Source organism: Shewanella sp. SW1 (genome assembly GCF_025653545.1).
Lineage (GTDB): Bacteria > Pseudomonadota > Gammaproteobacteria > Enterobacterales > Shewanellaceae > Shewanella > Shewanella oncorhynchi.
Genome location: NZ_JAKKSG010000013.1, coordinates 24,334 through 42,438, shown reverse-complemented (window position 1 = coordinate 42,438; position 18,105 = coordinate 24,334). Strand labels below are relative to the sequence as shown.

Genomic DNA, 18,105 nt, shown 5'->3' with positions numbered 1-18,105 from the left:
TAGGTTGTGGCTATCGATCGTAGTGTAGATTGCGGGTTTAGCTTGTGAGTGTAGATAGTGTTTTTAACTTGGGGTTGTATATTGGGATGTCACGAAACACTCGTCTATGCTGCTAGCATCTCGCCGCCAGTCACATGCGATATTGTCTGTGTTCATTTCATTTTCGATAGCGATGGTTTGCAGGAATACCTAGGGCGAGGAGTTCAAGAAGAGGCAATTGAGAAACATCAAAATAGTTGGTTGTATTACTGAGTGCATAAATACTTCATAGGGATTATTTTTAAACGCGTTTGTTCATCTATACCCACTCGTACGGCTGTTTCAGATAATCAACCCGACATTAGTCTAATAGTGTGTTGCTTGACCTCAGTCACTAACTCAATGAAACTCTCCATTAAATCACCTCCTACTAAAGTATGGATAATTAAATAATGTTAATTTTCTTTATTTGTATCGCACTCTTAGTGCTTGCATACAAGTTCTATAGTCCCTTTGTTGAGCGGCAAGCGGGTATAGATCCTAAAGCGATTACACCACAGGCGAGATTCGAAGATGGCGTCGATTACGTTCCGGTTCATCCGGCTAAAGCGTTTTTGATCCAGTTCCTCAATGTCGCTGGTGTGGGGCCGATATTTGGCCCGATCCTCGGTGCACTTTACGGCCCAATAGCCTTAGTGTGGATTGTACTGGGGAATATTATTGGCGGCGCAGTACATGATTATTTTTCTGGCGTGCTCAGCATAAAAGAAGACGGTAAGAGTCTGCCAGAGATTGCGGGCCACTACTTTAATATTTACTTTAAAGGCGTGATGTTGCTGTTTACGGCTATGCTGCTGTTTTTTGTGGGCGTGGTCTTCATCATGAGCCCCGCAGGTTTACTGAGTAATCTCGATTATTTTAAAGACACCATCTTTGGCAATAATACCTTCTGGGTGTTAGTGATTTTAGTCTATTACTTTTTAGCGACTATGCTGCCGATTGATAAAATCATCACTAAATTATATCCCGCATTTGGTTTGTTGATGATAGTCATGACAGTTTCTATCGCCGTTGCTCTAATGATCAATGCGCCGCAGTTACCTGAAATGGGGGATGTGTTTGCCTATTTCGACCACAGCCATTACAACAATGAGTTACTCGAACCAAACCCTGATGGACTACCTGTTTGGCCACTGTTATTTGTGACTATTACCTGTGGTGCGATTAGCGGTTTCCATTCAACTCAAGCGCCTATCATGGCTCGTTGCTTGACGAATGAGAAGTATGTTCGCCCTGTGTATTATGGCGCTATGGTTGCTGAAGGTATCGTTGCTTGTGTATGGGCAACGGCGGGTATTGCAGCTTTCCCTGGCGGTTATGTTGAGCTTAAGAGTTTGCTCGACCAAGGTGGCCCAGGTTTAGTGGTTAATCAAGTGGCTACTACGTATTTAGGTGTTGCGGGCGGTATTATGGCGATTGTGGCCGTAGCTATCTTCCCTATCACCTCTGGTGATACCGCGTTCCGTTCGCTTCGACTGACGATTATCGACGCCTTCCATATTCCGCAAAGTATGCGTAATCGTTTATTGGTTGCTGTGCCTATTCTGACCATTGCGTACTTTATGACGAAGATCGATTTCTCTTTGATTTGGCGTTACTTTGCTTTCTCAAATATGCTGCTATCAACCAGTGTATTGTGGTTAGCGACTAAGTATTTGTTCGATCGTGGGACCTTCCATTGGATTGTTAGCTTACCAGCAATTGGCGGCACCAGCGTTACTGTGTCTTATATTATGACTGCGGGTATTGGCCTAGGTTTACCGCAACCTTTGAGCCAGCCAGTGGGTATCGCTGTCGGGGTTATCTGTTTAGTTGCTCTGATCATTGCGCACAATAGACGCAAACCTGTGGCAGAAGTTAAATAGTCAGTTATCCCATAGTTTTACCCAATAAAAAACAAGGGCTGCATTTTGCAGCCCTTGTTTTTTATGATTGGTATCATTCTACTATCCTTTAATAGCTTATTTTAGAAAGGGTAATTTTTGCTGAATATTTTTTAATGAGCGGATTCATCGCGTTTCATCTAGAGGTAAGGTAAGGTCGTTAGACTGGTTTTTATTTCTCTATTGAAACGATTAGTCTGTGGTAGAGAGCGTTAAGCAGTACAAACTTGCGGCAAAAGTCATTTAGATTTTATTTACTTGAATATTTTTTGCGAACAGAAGGAGAGCACGTTATGTCTGAGAACAAATGTCCTATGCACCATTCTGCTGGTGGCACCTCGAATCGAGATTGGTGGCCTAAACAGCTCCGGCTCGATATTCTGCACCAACACTCTTCCTTATCTAATCCTTTGGGTGATGACTTCAATTATGCTGAAGCCTTTAAATCCCTCAATTTAGCTGCTGTAAAGCAAGATCTCCTCGCATTAATGACGGATTCCCAGGACTGGTGGCCTGCAGATTTTGGCCACTATGGGCCGCTATTTATTCGTATGGCATGGCACAGTGCTGGCACCTATCGTACTGGTGATGGACGTGGCGGAGCGGGGAGCGGTAATCAACGTTTTGCACCGTTAAACAGCTGGCCAGATAACGTAAACCTCGATAAAGCACGCCGGCTCCTTTGGCCGATTAAACAAAAATATGGCAATAAAATCTCTTGGGCCGATTTGATGATCCTTACGGGTAATGTTGCGCTGGAATCTATGGGATTCAAAACCTTAGGTTTCGCTGGTGGGCGAGTCGATATTTGGGAACCCGAAGCTGATATTTACTGGGGTGCGGAAAATAAATGGTTAGACGATAAGCGTTACTCGGGAGAGCGAGATCTTGAAGATCCCCTCGCCGCAGTCCAAATGGGGTTGATTTATGTTAACCCTGAGGGACCCAATGGCGACCCAGATCCTTTCGCTGCCGCCGTTGATATCCGCGAAACCTTTGCCCGCATGGCGATGAATGATGAAGAAACCGTAGCCTTGATTGCAGGTGGTCATACTTTTGGTAAAACCCATGGTGCAGGTGACGCAGCATTAGTCGGACCTGAGCCAGAAGCCGCAGGTATTGAGCAGCAAGGCCTAGGCTGGCAGAGTCGCTATAAAAGCGGTAAAGGTGGCGATACTATTTCCAGTGGCCTCGAAGTGACTTGGACCTCAACACCAACCCAATGGAGTAACAATTTTTTTGAAAATCTATTCGGATATGAATGGGAACTGACTAAGAGCCCTGCGGGTGCCCATCAGTGGATACCTAAAAATGGCGCGGGTAAAGGGGTGATCCCCGATGCGCACGACGCCTCCAAACGTCATGTGCCAACCATGTTGACTACCGACCTTGCACTGATCTTCGACCCTGATTACGAGAAAATATCACGTCGATTCTTTGAAAATCCCGATGAGTTTGCCGATGTATTTGCAAAAGCTTGGTACAAGCTGACACACAGAGATATGGGGCCATGCACGCGTTATTTGGGTCCTGAAGTGCCTGCAGAAACGTTTCTTTGGCAAGACCCCATTCCAGCGGTTGATCATCCTCTGGTTAATGAGCAGGATGTTACTGATCTTAAACTGAAGATTATTGGTTCTGGATTAACGATTTCAGAAGTCGTAGCAACTGCTTGGGCCTCGGCATCGACCTTCCGGGGTTCTGATATGCGCGGTGGTGCGAACGGCGCTCGAATTCGACTCGCGCCGCAAAAAGATTGGCCAGTGAATCAGCCTGAGCAGCTCGCTAAGGTGCTCAAAGTGCTTGAGAGTATTCAGTCTGAGTTCAATCAAGGAGGTAAGAAAATCTCCCTTGCTGACTTGATTGTGCTAGCAGGTTGCGTCGGTATTGATCAAGCGGCTAGAAATGCGGGGGTTGAAGTGACGATTCCATTTACGCCGGGTCGTATGGATGCCACGCAAGCACAAACTGATGTGGAATCTTTTGCGGTACTTGAACCTGTCGCAGATGGCTTTAGAAATTATCATCCCACTCAATTTTCGCTATCTGCGGAGGAGTTATTGGTCGATAGGGCACAATTGCTGACCTTAACTGCGCCGGAAATGACAGTGCTTATTGGCGGTCTGCGGGTGCTAGATACGAACTCTGATCAGTCAAAAACGGGTGTCTTGACTGCGCGTCCTGAGTTTTTGACCAATGACTTTTTTGTTAACTTGCTCGATATGGGGACGACGTGGAAACCCACTTCCAAAGCGGAGGATATGTTTGTGGGTGTTGATCGCGTCAGTGGCCAGCAAAAGTGGACTGCAAGTCGTGTTGATTTGATCTTTGGCTCTAATTCGCAGCTGCGTGCACTCGCAGAAGTGTACGCGAGCAGTGATGCACAGCTACGATTTGTCGATGATTTTATCGGCGCTTGGACTAAGGTGATGAACTTAGATAGATTCGATCTTCGCTGAGCTTATATTTATTAGTCTTTTTAGTAGTAGATTGGCCCAATTTAGGCGCAGCTGGAGTTAATGCAGACTGAGCGTTTAAGTGGATTTTCAGTTAAATGATCGCCTAATCCAAAGTGGTTAAGCGGTCATTTTTATTCATGTGCTTTGACGCTCATCAATTTAGGTGGAATATGAATATTCAGCAAATGTCGGGTTTAGCTATTTTACAGGCGATGGCAAGGGGTGAATTACCCGCACCTTCTATCTCTCTCACTATGCCAATGTCGCTGGTTCAAGCCGACGAAGGAACGGTGACATTCCATGCGACTGCCGATGATAAGCACCTCAACCCATTGGGCGGCGTTCATGGTGGTTTTGCCGCGACTGTACTGGATTCGGTTACAGGTTGCGCCGTGCATACATTGCTTGAAGCGGGTGTTGGTTACGGCACTATCGATTTGAATATTAAAATGATTCGACCTGTGCCTAAACATCAAGTGTTAGTGGCTGAGGGCAAGGTGATCAATTTATCTAAGTCTTTAGGTATTTCGGAAGGTACGCTAAAAACGCAGGATGGAAAACTGCTCGCCACCGCTACGGCGACTTGTATGATTTTAAGGCCATAAACCGATTTTGCGGGCTAGCGATATTATCTCTTCGAGTTAACACGCTGAGCAGATGAGCAGATAATTAACCTATGCCGAAGGTGCACTTTATCTTCGGGTATTAAGTCAACGGCCTTCTTGCTGGCAGTGAGGTTTTTATGGGCGTGAATTCAGTAAATAACGGAATTTTTTAATCATATTTTCATAAATAGGCCTCAAGATTGAAAATAGCTGGCATGCCATATTCCATTCGACAGAAAGTATGCTAGATTCTGGCGAATTGTTGCTGATCGCTGTATTGTTACCTCTGTCATCAACAGTTCTCCACAGGGCCATCGCTGCAATTGAGTCAGATTTGCAGGGAAGTGTCAGGAAGTTACACCAATTCAGAGTCTGCTTATGCAACCCAATTTATTTCCCGAACAAAGAAACGTTTATCAAGAATCGAGGGTGACACTACCCTCGATTGAAGCCCAATCTTCCTCTCGTCGCGGCCGTTTGCAGCGTATGGTTGGCGGCGTATTGTTAACCTGTAGCGTATTGCTGAGTCTTTCAGCATGTGCGGCAGGTAAGCAGGCGTCACCACAAGAAGGTGAAGAGTTTAGTTACGCTTGGCTTAAGGGTTACGCCCGTACTATGGCTGCACAACCCTATGAGAGTCATAAAGGCGAATTACCTAAAAGCCTTCAGGGCATGAGTTGGGATGATTACCAACAATTCCACTTCAAGAAAAAAGCCGCACTATGGCGCGATCAAGATTCGGAGTTTCGTGCCGAACTGTTCCATCTTGGGCTGTTTTTCGATACCCCTATTCATATTTATGAGCTAAATGAGGGGAAGGCTAAGTTAATCGAATATTCACCTTCAATGTTCGATTACGGCAAGTCAAAGGTCAAAGGTAGTCAGTTGCCTAAGGATCTTGGTTTTGCGGGTTTCCGTATGCAATTTAATACCGATTGGCAGCGTGACATTGTTGCCTTCCTTGGCGCTAGTTATTTCCGCGCCGTGGGTCAAGAAATGCAGTACGGTTTGTCGGCTCGTGGCTTAGCGGTTGATACTGCACTGCCAAAACCCGAAGAGTTTCCAATGTTCACCAATTTCTGGTTAGAAAAACCTAAACCAGGATCGAATATCACCACTGTGTATGCCTTGCTAGACTCTCCGAGTGTCACGGGTGCTTATCGTTTTGATATCGAACCGGGTGAACGTTTAAAAATGAAGGTGGATGTGGCTGTTTATCCACGTAAAGCGATTGAACGTTTAGGCGTTGCGCCACTGACCAGTATGTTTATGGTGGGTGAGAACGATCGCCGCACCGGTTATGACTGGCGTCCAGAAATCCATGATACCGATGGTTTAGCCATGCACACGGGGAATGGTGAATGGATTTGGCGTCCGCTAGGTAACCCTGAAAACCTGCGATTCAACGCCTATAGCGATGAAAATCCAAAAGGTTTTGGCTTACTGCAACGTGATCGTAACTTCGATCATTATCAGGACGATGGCGTGTTTTATGATAAACGCCCAAGCCTATGGATTGAGCCAACCAGCAGTTGGGGCAAAGGTTCAGTGCAGTTGGTTGAAATTCCAACACTGGATGAAACCTTCGATAACATAGTGGCTTTCTGGAATCCTGCTGAGCCGATTGTTCCTGGTCAAGAGCTGCTGTACAGCTACAACATGTACTGGGGTGGCATTCCACCGGTTCAATCACCCCGTGCTCGGGTTGTCGATACCTTCACCGGGATTGGCGGCGTAGTTGGCCAGAAACGCAAATACTACAGTAAGCGTTTTGTGGTTGATTTCGCGGGCGGCACCTTACCTATGATAGGTAAAGATACTCAAGTTAAAGCCGTGATCACAGCATCTGAAGGCAAAGTGGAAATTGAATCAGCCCGTCCTCTAGCCTCGATTAATGGTTACCGCGCTATGTTTGACGTAGTGCCCCCGGGAGATGGTACTGAGCCGATTAACCTGAGAGTCTATTTGGAGGTCGATGGTCAGCCATTGTCTGAGACTTGGATGTATCAGTGGAATCCGCCTGCAAAGGATGATCGTGAATTGCACAATGCGGGTCACCTGCAATAAGCGATTAGTGAGTCATTAATCTAAAACGCCAGCTAACTTAGCTGGCGTTTTTGTTTTGATGATTAACAAGATGCGGGGAATGCCGCTCATTTGACATCTAAAAAATCAAGCCAGTGTTAATTGCAAGCATGCTACTGAGTTATTGGGGGCTAATTCACTTTTTGACAATCTAAACAATTTTTCACTGTAAAAGACCTCAAACTTGGGCGTAATCTGTGGGCGTTCTCGCCATGGGTAAGTATTTTATGTTTGAAATGTTCACAACGTTAGGCTTTGCGTGGTCGGTGGGTTTAGTCCTTGCCGTACTTTTTGTACTGGCATACGAATTTATTAATGGCTTCCACGACACAGCAAATGCGGTGGCGACGGTGATCTATACCAAGGCAATGCCGGCAAATCTGGCGGTCGTTACCTCTGCACTCTTTAATTTTGCGGGTGTGCTGTTAGGGGGGTTAGGGGTGGCCTATGCGATAGTGCATTTATTACCCGTAGACTCCTTGCTCGGTATGGACTCAATCCAAGGCTTGCTGATGGTGTTTTCCCTGCTATTTTCGGCAATTATCTGGAACTTAGGTACTTGGTATTTTGGTATTCCGGCATCGAGTTCCCATACCTTGATTGGTTCGATAATGGGCGTTGGTGGCGCGTTCGCTTGGATAAATCATCAGCCTATCCTACAGGGCATTAATGTCTCTAAAGCAACGCAGATCATGCTGTCCTTGATTATTTCGCCGACCTTAGGGTTTGTGATGGCAGGGATTTTTTTGCTCATCATGAAATACGTTTGGCAGAAACATAAAATTCACCGTACCCCAGATGAGCAGATGCAGATTAATGGTAAAAAACACCCTCCATTTTGGGCAAGGGCGAGTTTAATTATCTCCGCTATGGGGGTGAGTTTCGCCCATGGTTCTAACGATGGACAGAAGGGGATAGGTTTAGTGATGCTAGTGCTGATTTGTATGGCACCGGCTTATTTTGCCTTGGACATGGGCAGTCAACCCTATGATTTAGAAAGAACTCAAGATGCTAATCGTCGCATTATGGCGATTTATGACCGTAACCAAGCCGTTATCGCGGATGTTATCGACTTTAAAGCCTTAGTCAACGTTCCCGAATATATGCTGGCCCATTGCTCATCTGCCAATGTATTACCGGCGATGTCGTTGCTTGACCGTCGCTTAGCAAAAGTCTCGACTTACAAAGATATGGATGTAGAAGAGCGACGCGAGGTGCGACGTTTATTGTTGTGCATCGATGATACTGCTCGCCAAGTGGCTAAATTGGATCTTCCTGCTAAGGATTTGAGTTCATTGGCTAAATGGCGAAAAGATCTCACTAGAACTACTGAGTATGCGCCCATTTGGGTGATTATTGCCATTGCGACTGCGCTGGGCTGCGGCACGTTGGTGGGGTGGCGGCGGATTGTATATACCGTGGGGGAAAAAATTGGTTCATCGAGTATGACTTACAGCCAGGGCATTGCCGCGCAGGTCACCGCTGCCGTCTCTATTGGGATTGCCAGTATGACGGGGATGCCGGTATCGACGACTCATATTTTGTCTTCCGCTGTTGCGGGTACTATGGTGGCTAATCGTTCAGGGCTTCAGATCCAAACTATTAAGCAAATCATGCTCGCTTGGCTGCTGACACTACCTATTACTATGTTGCTCTCTGCGTGCGTGTTTATCCTTGCCAATGCACTTTGGGGTTAGCCAAGAATACTCAAGTTGAATGCACACATAGCCAAGCCTTGAGGGCTTGGCGTTTAGGTTCAGTGCCGTTTCCCGCGATAATGACCTAAGCCATCTTGTTAGAGTTGAGCCTTCAACACCAACAAGGACATAAGATGGCTGAGCAATCTAGAATACTTTTCAAAGCACTACATCAACAATCAGAGCCGCTGATATTAACTAACGCTTGGGATGCCGCCAGTGCGGCCATCATCCAAGCATCGGGCGCCCGTGCGATTGCGACCAGTAGCGCGGCATTGGCTTGGTCGCTCGGTTATCCCGATGGCCAAGCGCTACCTAAAGCGGCTTTATTGGACGTAGTGAACAATATTCTACGGCTGAGCCAAGTGCCCGTGACGATAGATATTGAATCTGGTTATAGCCAAGATCCCGATGAGGTTGCTGCTTTTGTTGCGCAGCTCGCTGAGCTTGGCGTAGCAGGAATTAATATTGAGGATGGCAGTGCAAGTGTTGCTGAGATGGTGGCCAAAATTAAAGCTATTCGCGCCCATCCTCGTTGCCAAGGATTATTTATTAATGCGCGAACTGATGTGTATTTACTGGGTTTAGCCAGTGGTGAGGCCGCAGTCGTTATGACTATTGATAGGTTAACTCAATATCAGGCTGCGGGTGCGGATGGCGGCTTTATCCCTGGCGCGAATCAGGTCGAGACCGCTAAGCGCTTGTCTGCCGCTGTGGATATGCCACTGAATTTTATGCTATTGAATGAGCAGATGGATATCGGCGAGTTATTTGCCGCAGGTGTGCAGCGTTTTTCCACAGGTCCTGCTTCATTTTTACAGGCCTATAGCACTTTGCTTAATCCAATTTTGTTAAATTCAATTAAGGCAAAACCGTTTCAGCGAGAGTCAAAAGATGCGGTTATTGCCGTTGATAAGGATTCAATACCTAAAGCCATTTCCCTTGGTTTTGAGCAAATGAATAACTTATTTATCCCGAGTTAAAGCTGTTTTTCATCTATACCCAAGCTACCTGAAGATACGAGTTTCAGAGCGCCCAGGGTGCTTCAATTCAAGGCGCATTAATGACAGAATGTCGGCCACCTTTTGAATTGATGCAACACGGAAGTGGAGAGCCCTGGGCGCTCCGTCCCGGCGGTTTTTAACGCACTTTATGCTGCGTTGGTTATTTTTAACTTAGCTCGCTAGGCCTGCAAATAACCGCAATCGCCATGGATGGCGTGAATGCCATTTATGCAGGAGCAATAAATGGCCTTGCCTAAAGTGCGTTAAATTCCCGCTGAATCCTGCATCTTCAGGTTGTTTGGGTATATACCCACGGCAAGTTTGCCGTGGGTTTCTTCTTACGTCCATTTTACTTAGCGCCCGTTTTACCAAGAAAGTCCCATCTGTGTGCTTGTCTCCTCAGGTTTCTTATCAAGCAGGCGTAGCTCGGCGAGTTGAATGTGCGCTGCAATTTGGCTGCGCAATTTTTGATAGAGACGGATGGCCAGTTCAGGCGCGGCTTCATTGTCGGGAGTATGAATAAACAGATAGGGTTCTCGACCTTCTGCGAGCCATTGCGGGAGTTGGGTGAGCCAATTATCAAAAAAGGCATTGTTATCCTTAGGTAAAGCAGTAACGCCTTGCTGTGCGAGTTGTGTTACGGCATCGTCTGGTTGGCCGATAAACCGCACCACTGGATTATTGGCGGTGGCAATCGCATGCACTGGCACTCGAGGTTTTTTCTTGTGAGCGTCGATAATTGCGACATTGCTTGGCGGCAGTGCAAACAAGGGCCTGCTGTCCATGATGATGCGATTCACTTTTTTATCGATGAGTAATCGATTAAGCGCACGCTCGGCATCTCCCTTAGCAAAAAACGCAGCATGCCTGACTTCGACGCCATAGGTTAACCCTTGGGGGATTTGATCTAGAAATTGCGCTAACGCAGGCAAGTTTTCTGGGCCGAAATGGGCGGGCAGTTGAATTTTCCAGATCCCTGTTTTATCGATTAATGGTGTCATTATCTGGAAAAAATCTTTCAATTCTTGGCCGCAGTGTTGCAATAATCTTTGGTGAGTGATGGTTTGCGGTAGTTTGAAGGTAAAACGAAAGCTCTCGGGCGTGGCACTGTGCCAATTCATTACCGTTTGCTGTGCAGGCGTTGCGTAGAAGCTGGTGTTCCCTTCGACAGTATTGAATATTGTCGCGTAACGGGCGAGTCGCTCCGCTTGTTTAGTTCCGTGACCATACACACTTTCTTGCCAATTCGAGTGCGACCACATGGCAAGCCCAAGGCGAAAATGGTTGGGTTGATGTAACGGAGAGCACAATCGGTCCAAAAATAAATTCCTTTAATGCGATTTGCGCGTACCAAAGCAGCGCCCTGATGTTGACCAACATTTTAGGGCATTGTGCCGATATCTGTCGTCCAGAGTCAAATAGTGCCACCGATGACCTTAAGTATTGTGTTTGATTTTGTTTGAATTTAACTCTGTAAAAGTCGGACTTAACTTAGCCAACTCTGGAATGACATTGAAAATTAACCTACTCTAATAGTGCGTTATTATTATTTTTATGCTTATGATCAAACTTAGGACTTAGCCAAAGACGGACGTTTATTGGAGAATTACGTGAATAATGATGGCTACACTTCCTTAAGCAATTTTATCGACCTTCTCTTGGATGCTATTTGTGTCGTCGATAAAGCGGGGAGGTTTGAATTTGTCAGTGCAGGGGCAGAACGTATTTTTGGCTATACCCCAGAAGAAATGATGGGTATGCAGATGCTAGATCTTGTCATTCCTGAGGATAGGGAACGCACTCTCGCAACGGCCAATGAAATTATGGCAGGTCGCTTTAAAGTCGATTTTGAAAACCGTTATGTGCGTAAAGATGGTGTTATCGTCGATATTCTTTGGTCTGCACGTTGGTCCGATGCTTATCAACAACGTGTCGCAGTCGCTAGAGATATTTCTAAGAGCAAAAATGCCGAACGTAGACAAGCAGCCTTATATGAAATTTCAGAGGCTGTGCATGTCGCTGAGGACTTGCTAGCCCTATATCGTCGAATTCATGAAATTATTGCTAAATTACTGCCTGCAGCAAACTTTGCTATAGCATTGTACGATCAAGATTTAAATGAATTAAGTTTTCCTTATAAAGCCGCTACTGGCAAGGATTCACTTATCGATATTGCAAGTTTCAGTGTGTTCACTGACCAAGTGATCCGCAGTGCTGAGTCTTTACTCCTGTGTCCCGTGACCTTAACTGATTATCCCCAAGCGATTCGTGAAGATTTGGGTAATGGTAGTTTAAGTTGGCTGGGTGTGCCGCTGAAGCTACAGAAAGGCGTTATCGGCGCTTTGATTATGCATAGCTTGCCTACTTCGGCTTCATACACACACCAAGACCGTGAGTTATTGGAGTTTGTTTCTACGCAAATAGCCTTTGCGATTGAGCGTCGACAAATGCTCGCGCGATTAGAGCATATTGCACTTTATGATCAGTTAACCTTGTTACCCAATCGTGAGCTTTTTTACGACAGATTTCAAAAGGCGCTATCTCGAGCCCATAGGGAATCAAGTTATTTCTCTTTGCTGTATCTAGACTTAGATAAATTTAAGTGGGTTAACGATACTTTTGGTCATAGCGTGGGCGATTTATTACTGCAAGTGACAGCGCAGCGAATAGTCAGTTGTGTGAGGGGTTCAGATACCGTTGCGCGTTTTGGGGGGGATGAGTTTGTCATCTTACTTGAACGAGTCGATTCAGCACATAATACCCTGCTGGCCGCACAAAAAATATTGCAAGTATTCGAGCAACCCTTCGAGCTTGCCGAACAGCAGATCCATATTCTGCCGAGTATCGGTATTGCTCTGTATCCAGAGCACGGTGAAGATGAGAAACAGCTTATTTCCTGTGCCGATACTGCTATGTATAAAGCTAAAAAGAATGGCGGAAATCGAATTGAAATGGGTTACCAAGGATTAAGAAACTTACATGCTGAGCTTCGGCCTGAGGCCAATATTCCTGAAAATAAAGCGAGCTTGTTTTAGGTAAGCCATTGTAAGTCTTTGAAGAAATAATATGTAAAGAAATGCCCGCAAATGTCACTGACACTTGCGGGCATTATTGTATGGAACTGTTGATGTAATTTTTATATAAAATAAGCTTTTTGATTACAGTTTGAAGCGATTAACTTCCTGCTGCAATGATGCGGCTAAATGGGCGAGTTCTTGAGCTTGGACCATAGACGTTTGTGCCTCAATCGAGAGATTCTCTGACACTTCACGAATCGACTCTGTATTACGGTTGATTTCGCTGGTGACTGAGGTTTGCTCCTCGGCTGCTGTGGCAATTTGGCTCGCCATATCTGAAATATCATTAATGGCTTTGCTGATTTGCAACAGACTTTCGCTGGCTGAATTAGCATCGGCCACACTGGTTTCTGCCATTTCATGACTTTGAGTCATAGACTTAACGGCTTTGCCTGCGGTTTGTTGTAGGGTTTCGATCATCGCTTGAATTTCTTGTGTCGATGAATGCGTACGTTGTGACAGTACACGCACCTCATCAGCAACTACAGCGAAGCCACGACCTTGTTCTCCTGCACGTGCCGCCTCAATGGCTGCATTGAGTGCAAGTAAGTTGGTTTGCTCTGCGATGCCACTAATGGTCAACAAAATGCTGTTGATCTTTTGTGAGTGCTCGTTCAGTTCACCGATAATTCGCCCTGCAGTTTCGACTTCACTAGCTAAATTACGGATAGATTGCTGGCTTTGCATTACCTGTTTATGGCCATGGTTTGAAAGTCCGACCGCATTTTGAGCTGTCTGAGCTGTATGCTCAGCATTACTGGCAATTTCCTCGGTGGCGCTGGCCATTTCGGTCACCGCAGTGGCAACCATAGTCACTTCATCTTGCTGTACTTCAATGCGCTGGCTGTTATCCGTTGCCGACGCACTACTTCCTTTGGCTTGATATTCCAATTGACCCGCAATCTTGTGCATGCGGGAAATCATACCGTGTAGACGTTCTACAAAGCGGTTAAACCCCGAAGCTAACATACCAATTTCATCGTGACTGTTGGCAGTATGAATGCGCACAGTGAGATCGCCATCGCCCTCGGCAATATCATTGAGTGCTTGGGCAACGCGTTCGAGATCTTTGAATTGAATTTTAAAGATGGCGATTAAAATCAAACCAAACAGCACCAATAGTGCAACACCTACGGCAGACATCCACCAAGCAAGATCGGTTGCCTGTGACATGATTTCTTGCTTATCCATTACGAAAATCAGCGCCCAGTCTGTTGAGGGTATTGCCGCAACATAGACTAACTTAGTGGCACCATCGAGGTTTCGCTCTTCCATGGTATTGGCATTAGTGCGCTGTGATAACCAGCTATTACTAAAATCACTATCAATTTTAGTGAGTTGTTGAGTATTTAGCTGGCTATTGGGATGACTAATAATGAGCCCTGCATTATCGACCATCAGAGTATAACCTTCGCCCGGCACTACGAGGCGCTGCACCGCATCGGTTAGCTGATCTATGGTTAAGTTCGCTGCGGCAACGCCTATCAATCGGCCAGAACTCATTACAGGTTCGGCAATGGTCACGACTTGTTTTTTCAGTGTGGCGCTGACGTAGGGCGCCGTCATGATCATTTTACCGGCAGCTTTAGCGTCCATATACCAAGGGCGAACGCGGGGATCATAATTCGCGGTATTTAGCGACGGATCTTGGCGATACATGTTGCCTTGTTCGTCGCCATAGTAAGTGAGGGCAAAGTCAACCGCAGTATGCGCCTGCAGCAAATGAGGGGTAACGTTTGTACTCGGATCGGCTTCAACGACTTGTTTTAGGCTGGTAATGGCCATTTTTCTGTCTTGCATCCACTGACCTATGCCGGATGAAAAGGTAATCGCTAGTTGGTCAATTTCATGTTGAGTGTTTTCTAACGCATTATTTCTAATGAAATAACTAGAGATACTTACGAGTACAGCAATAGTGATCAGTACAGCGGAAAGACTGCTGAACAGCAGCCGTGTTTTGAGTGTCGATCGCATAATCTATATCCTTTATATTCCGTTAGCTCTCTAACGTTGTTTTAGTATAGCGGCAGTACGGGGCAAAACATTAAATCATTGAAGAATTATAGTAATAAATTTAGAAGTGACGCCCATAATTTATGAATTTAATAATTACATGATTTTTATATCAATAACGATTGCGTCAGCGGTTGTTTATTTGATGAGCTGATGGAACTTAGTAGACTAAACTGAAGAGATGAATAATATTTTACAGGTGATAAATAACATTGGTTATCGTCAGTAAGCCGTTAAAACACATAAGCTCAAGCTAACAATTTAATTAAATATGTCACTGGTTGTGAGTGTGATTAATTCATTATTCAGAATGCTGGCTTGTTTATATCAAAGGTTAGTGAGCATAATTTCGCGCGGGTAGCATCTTGTGTGCTGGTTCAAGTTTAAGACTCATCTGTAACAGAACATAAAAAAGGGACTCCTAGGAGCCCCTTGTTAATTTTAAAATGACCTTAATATTAGTGAGTCATCTTATTTTTGATCAGCACACAACGCTGCTCTATTTGACGGGTTTCCAGTAGATTACGGCGGGTAAGGTTAGATAGCCCAGTTTGGCGATCAAGTACTTTGTCCAATGCCGCTATGCTAGTGTAATTACAATCGGTTGGGATGAGGAAATGGCTATAATTACGCATAAATACTGGCCCTTTTTTGTCCATATCCATTAAGCTCGCCAGACGCTCTTCCGCTGTAGCTGCGCTTAATAGTTTTTGCTCAGCAGGATAAAGATTTTGCATAATAATCCGCTGTTTGGAGAAAGGCAGGCTGTCTAGATGGACTTTACTTAACCAACGACGTTTTGCGGCCGCTTCAGGGCGGATCACTTGTGCCGCAAGTGCCGCTTTTTCACCAGAGTCTGAATTATCCTTGGTGGCCTCTTTGGTTAAGCGCTGCAGCGCGTTAGGAAAATCATAGCGATTAAGCTGGGTGATGATTGCCCATCGTAAATCTTGGTCTAAGGTTAATCCCTTTATTTTTGTTTCACCGTCAATGAGTTGTGCTAAATGACGCAGTGAATCTCTGTCGCTTGCTAAACTGACATACGCATTGAACCAGATCCGTTGGAAGTCATTATCGCCTTTATTTTCCATTGCTTTTCTCAGACTCATTTGGCTTAAGCCTTTAATTGCATTTTCAGCGTAGTTTTGCTGAATAGGGGCGATCTGCGCGAGATATTCCTTTGAGCGCAACATGCTATCGATGATCTGACCAACAATCGTGTAGTCCGTCTCAGCAGGCGCGTTAACAAACACTGTGCTTAGGTATTGATCTAAGCTCAATTTACCTTCGCGGACGCTGTCCCACAGACTTTGCCACAGCATAGATCGCAGTAGTGGATCGGAAATATTACTCAGTTGTTGTTTTGCGGTATTAAATGACTTGTCATCAAGCTCGACTTTCACAAAGCCCCAATCATCAAAGTTTGGATAGACTAGGTCTGGGCAGCGCTCACCAATCAGTTGTTTAACTTCAGTACGCTCGCCTTTGTAAGTCACTGGCACTGTAATGTCATTTCGCAGATCAAAGCGACCTTGGGTAAATAAAGCCACTTGGACTTTTTGTTCACGTAATGTGGGTAGCTCTGCGCTTGCAGGGAGCTGTCGTAGGCTAAATTCGCTGATTCGGTTGCCCTCACAACGATATTCCGCCTTGATGGTGTTAACGCCCGCGCTGTAGAGCCATTCTTGAGTCCATGCACTTAAATCGCGGCCAGCGGCTTTCCCTAGGCTATTGATAAAATCGTCTAACTCAGCGTTTTGATAACTGTATTGTTTTAAATAGTTACTGACGCCACGACGAAACACCATGTCGCCGAGTAAATGGCGTAATTGTTTCAGCGTTGATGCGCCTTTTTGGTAAGTGATAGCATCGATATTGTCGAAGGCGTTCTGAGTAGTTGCTACGGGTACTTCAATGGGGTGCGTGGTGACTAAGCTGTCTTGCTCATAGGCTTTTTGCTTGCCTTTAGCGTAGAAGGTACGCCAAGCATTGGTGAACTCTGTGGCTTCTTGAGTCGCAAGTGTGCCCATAAATGAAGCAAAACTTTCATTTAACCACAAGCCGTTCCACCATTTCATGGTGACGAGATCGCCAAACCACTGGTGCGCCATTTCGTGCATGATCACGCCCGCAAGATTTTGCTTTTGATCTGCTGTCATCGCCGCTTTATGAAGGAAGATATCTTCGGAAAAGGTCACTGCGCCTGCGTTTTCCATCGCGCCATAAAGGAAGTCTGGCACTAGAATTTGATCGTATTTCTTAAAAGGGTAAGGAATACCAAAGTAATTATCGAAAAAAGTTAACCCTTGTTTCGTATAGGTAAACCAATCTTGCTCCGTGACTTGATTTGCAACGGATTGACGGGCGAACAGGCGCATAGGATAGCGGCCTGAGTTGTCTTGCCACATGTGATAAGGGCCCGCGTGCATCGAAAAGTTATATGGGCTTAGCTTAGGTGTTTGTGGGAAAGTCCAACGATTGTAAGCACCTGCTGGGGTGATTTGGCTTTCACGCATTGAGCTAATGACTTGCCAGTCTTTGGGTGCTGTTACCGTAATTTGATAGTTAGCCTTGAGATCCGGTTGGTCGAATACTGCGAACATCTGCTGAGCTGCAGCGGGTTCAAAATGAGAGTAGAGGTAGACCTTGCCATCGATTGGATCTTTAAAACGGTGTAAACCTTCACCATTGGTGCTGTGGGCACGGCTAAATTGCACTTCAATGGTATTTTCACCTGAGGTGAGCAAACGCGTATTTAAGCTGATGTAAGCGCCATTGTAATTGGGGTATACGGCGGTACCGTTGATGATAAAGCGTTTTATCTGCGCCTTGTTTAAATCTAAGCTCAGTTGTTTTGGCACTTCACTTAATTGAAATGTCACTTTGGAGGTGGCGGAAAACTCGGCATCCCCTGTGAGCTGAAAATCCAAGTCATAGTGAATATCGGAGATGACCTGCGAGCGAAGCGCAGCCTGATATTGGCTAATATAAGCGCTAGCATCACGTGGACCCGTATTGAGTGTACTTTGGGTTGCACACGACATTAATGTGCCGCAGGTAAGGGCAACGAGACTGGCTTTAAACAAGTTCACAACTTAAATCCTTCAACGATTTGTTTTGTTTTCTGCTTGGATGTTTGCATTCAATATCGTGTGTGTAGGTTTGCCTTTGTGGCAAATTATCCCTCGCGCCAGCGCCAATTTTGAGCATCATCATCGCAGTGTATTTTGGCCGAGTACACTA

The 18,105-nt window shown here is 45.5% G+C and carries 10 protein-coding genes; 7 read left to right on the top strand and 3 right to left on the bottom strand.

From position 1 onward, the window contains the following. The first annotated feature begins 431 nt into the window (after positions 1-431). The 6 genes from L5M71_RS12870 to L5M71_RS12845 all read left to right on the top strand — a co-directional run bounded on the left by L5M71_RS12870 (position 432) and on the right by L5M71_RS12845 (position 9,751). Entirely contained in the window at positions 432-1,904 is a 1,473-nt protein-coding gene (locus L5M71_RS12870; protein ID WP_105250058.1) for a carbon starvation protein A, read from the top strand. Positions 1,905-2,215: 311 nt separating this feature from the next. Further along, complete coding sequence (gene katG / locus L5M71_RS12865; protein WP_263208170.1) at positions 2,216-4,381, top strand: catalase/peroxidase HPI; 2,166 nt, start codon at positions 2,216-2,218, stop codon at positions 4,379-4,381. Between the two features lie 170 nt (positions 4,382-4,551). Further along, on the top strand, positions 4,552-4,986 hold the full coding sequence (locus L5M71_RS12860; protein ID WP_028761608.1) for a PaaI family thioesterase: 435 nt from the start codon (positions 4,552-4,554) through the stop codon (positions 4,984-4,986). Positions 4,987-5,364: 378 nt separating this feature from the next. Continuing rightward, a complete protein-coding gene (locus tag L5M71_RS12855) occupies positions 5,365-7,053 on the top strand; it encodes a glucan biosynthesis protein (RefSeq protein WP_131524680.1) in 1,689 nt (562 codons plus the stop codon). Between the two features lie 245 nt (positions 7,054-7,298). After that, positions 7,299-8,768 carry an inorganic phosphate transporter gene (locus L5M71_RS12850; RefSeq protein ID WP_263208274.1) on the top strand — a complete coding sequence of 490 codons (1,470 nt, stop codon included), beginning with the start codon at positions 7,299-7,301 and terminating at the stop codon, positions 8,766-8,768. A gap of 134 nt (positions 8,769-8,902) precedes the next feature. Continuing rightward, complete coding sequence (locus L5M71_RS12845) at positions 8,903-9,751, top strand: isocitrate lyase/phosphoenolpyruvate mutase family protein (protein ID WP_263208168.1); 849 nt, start codon at positions 8,903-8,905, stop codon at positions 9,749-9,751. A gap of 386 nt (positions 9,752-10,137) precedes the next feature. Here the strand turns inward: L5M71_RS12845 and L5M71_RS12840 are convergent, their stop codons facing one another. Beyond that, the gene (locus L5M71_RS12840; protein ID WP_263208165.1) at positions 10,138-11,091 is read right to left on the bottom strand and encodes a DUF72 domain-containing protein; all 954 of its coding nucleotides are present in this window, start codon (positions 11,089-11,091) and stop codon (positions 10,138-10,140) included. Positions 11,092-11,382: 291 nt separating this feature from the next. Here L5M71_RS12840 and L5M71_RS12835 point away from each other — a divergent pair, with 291 nt between their 5' ends. Next, complete coding sequence (locus tag L5M71_RS12835; protein WP_263208163.1) at positions 11,383-12,807, top strand: GGDEF domain-containing protein; 1,425 nt, start codon at positions 11,383-11,385, stop codon at positions 12,805-12,807. Positions 12,808-12,930: 123 nt separating this feature from the next. On the opposite strand, the gene L5M71_RS12830 is transcribed toward L5M71_RS12835, so the two are convergent. Further along, entirely contained in the window at positions 12,931-14,823 is a 1,893-nt protein-coding gene (locus tag L5M71_RS12830) for a methyl-accepting chemotaxis protein (RefSeq protein WP_173497344.1), read from the bottom strand. Between the two features lie 497 nt (positions 14,824-15,320). Continuing rightward, positions 15,321-17,954, bottom strand: a complete 2,634-nt coding sequence (pepN, locus tag L5M71_RS12825; protein ID WP_173497345.1) for an aminopeptidase N — start codon at positions 17,952-17,954, stop codon at positions 15,321-15,323. Positions 17,955-18,105 lie beyond the last annotated feature (151 nt).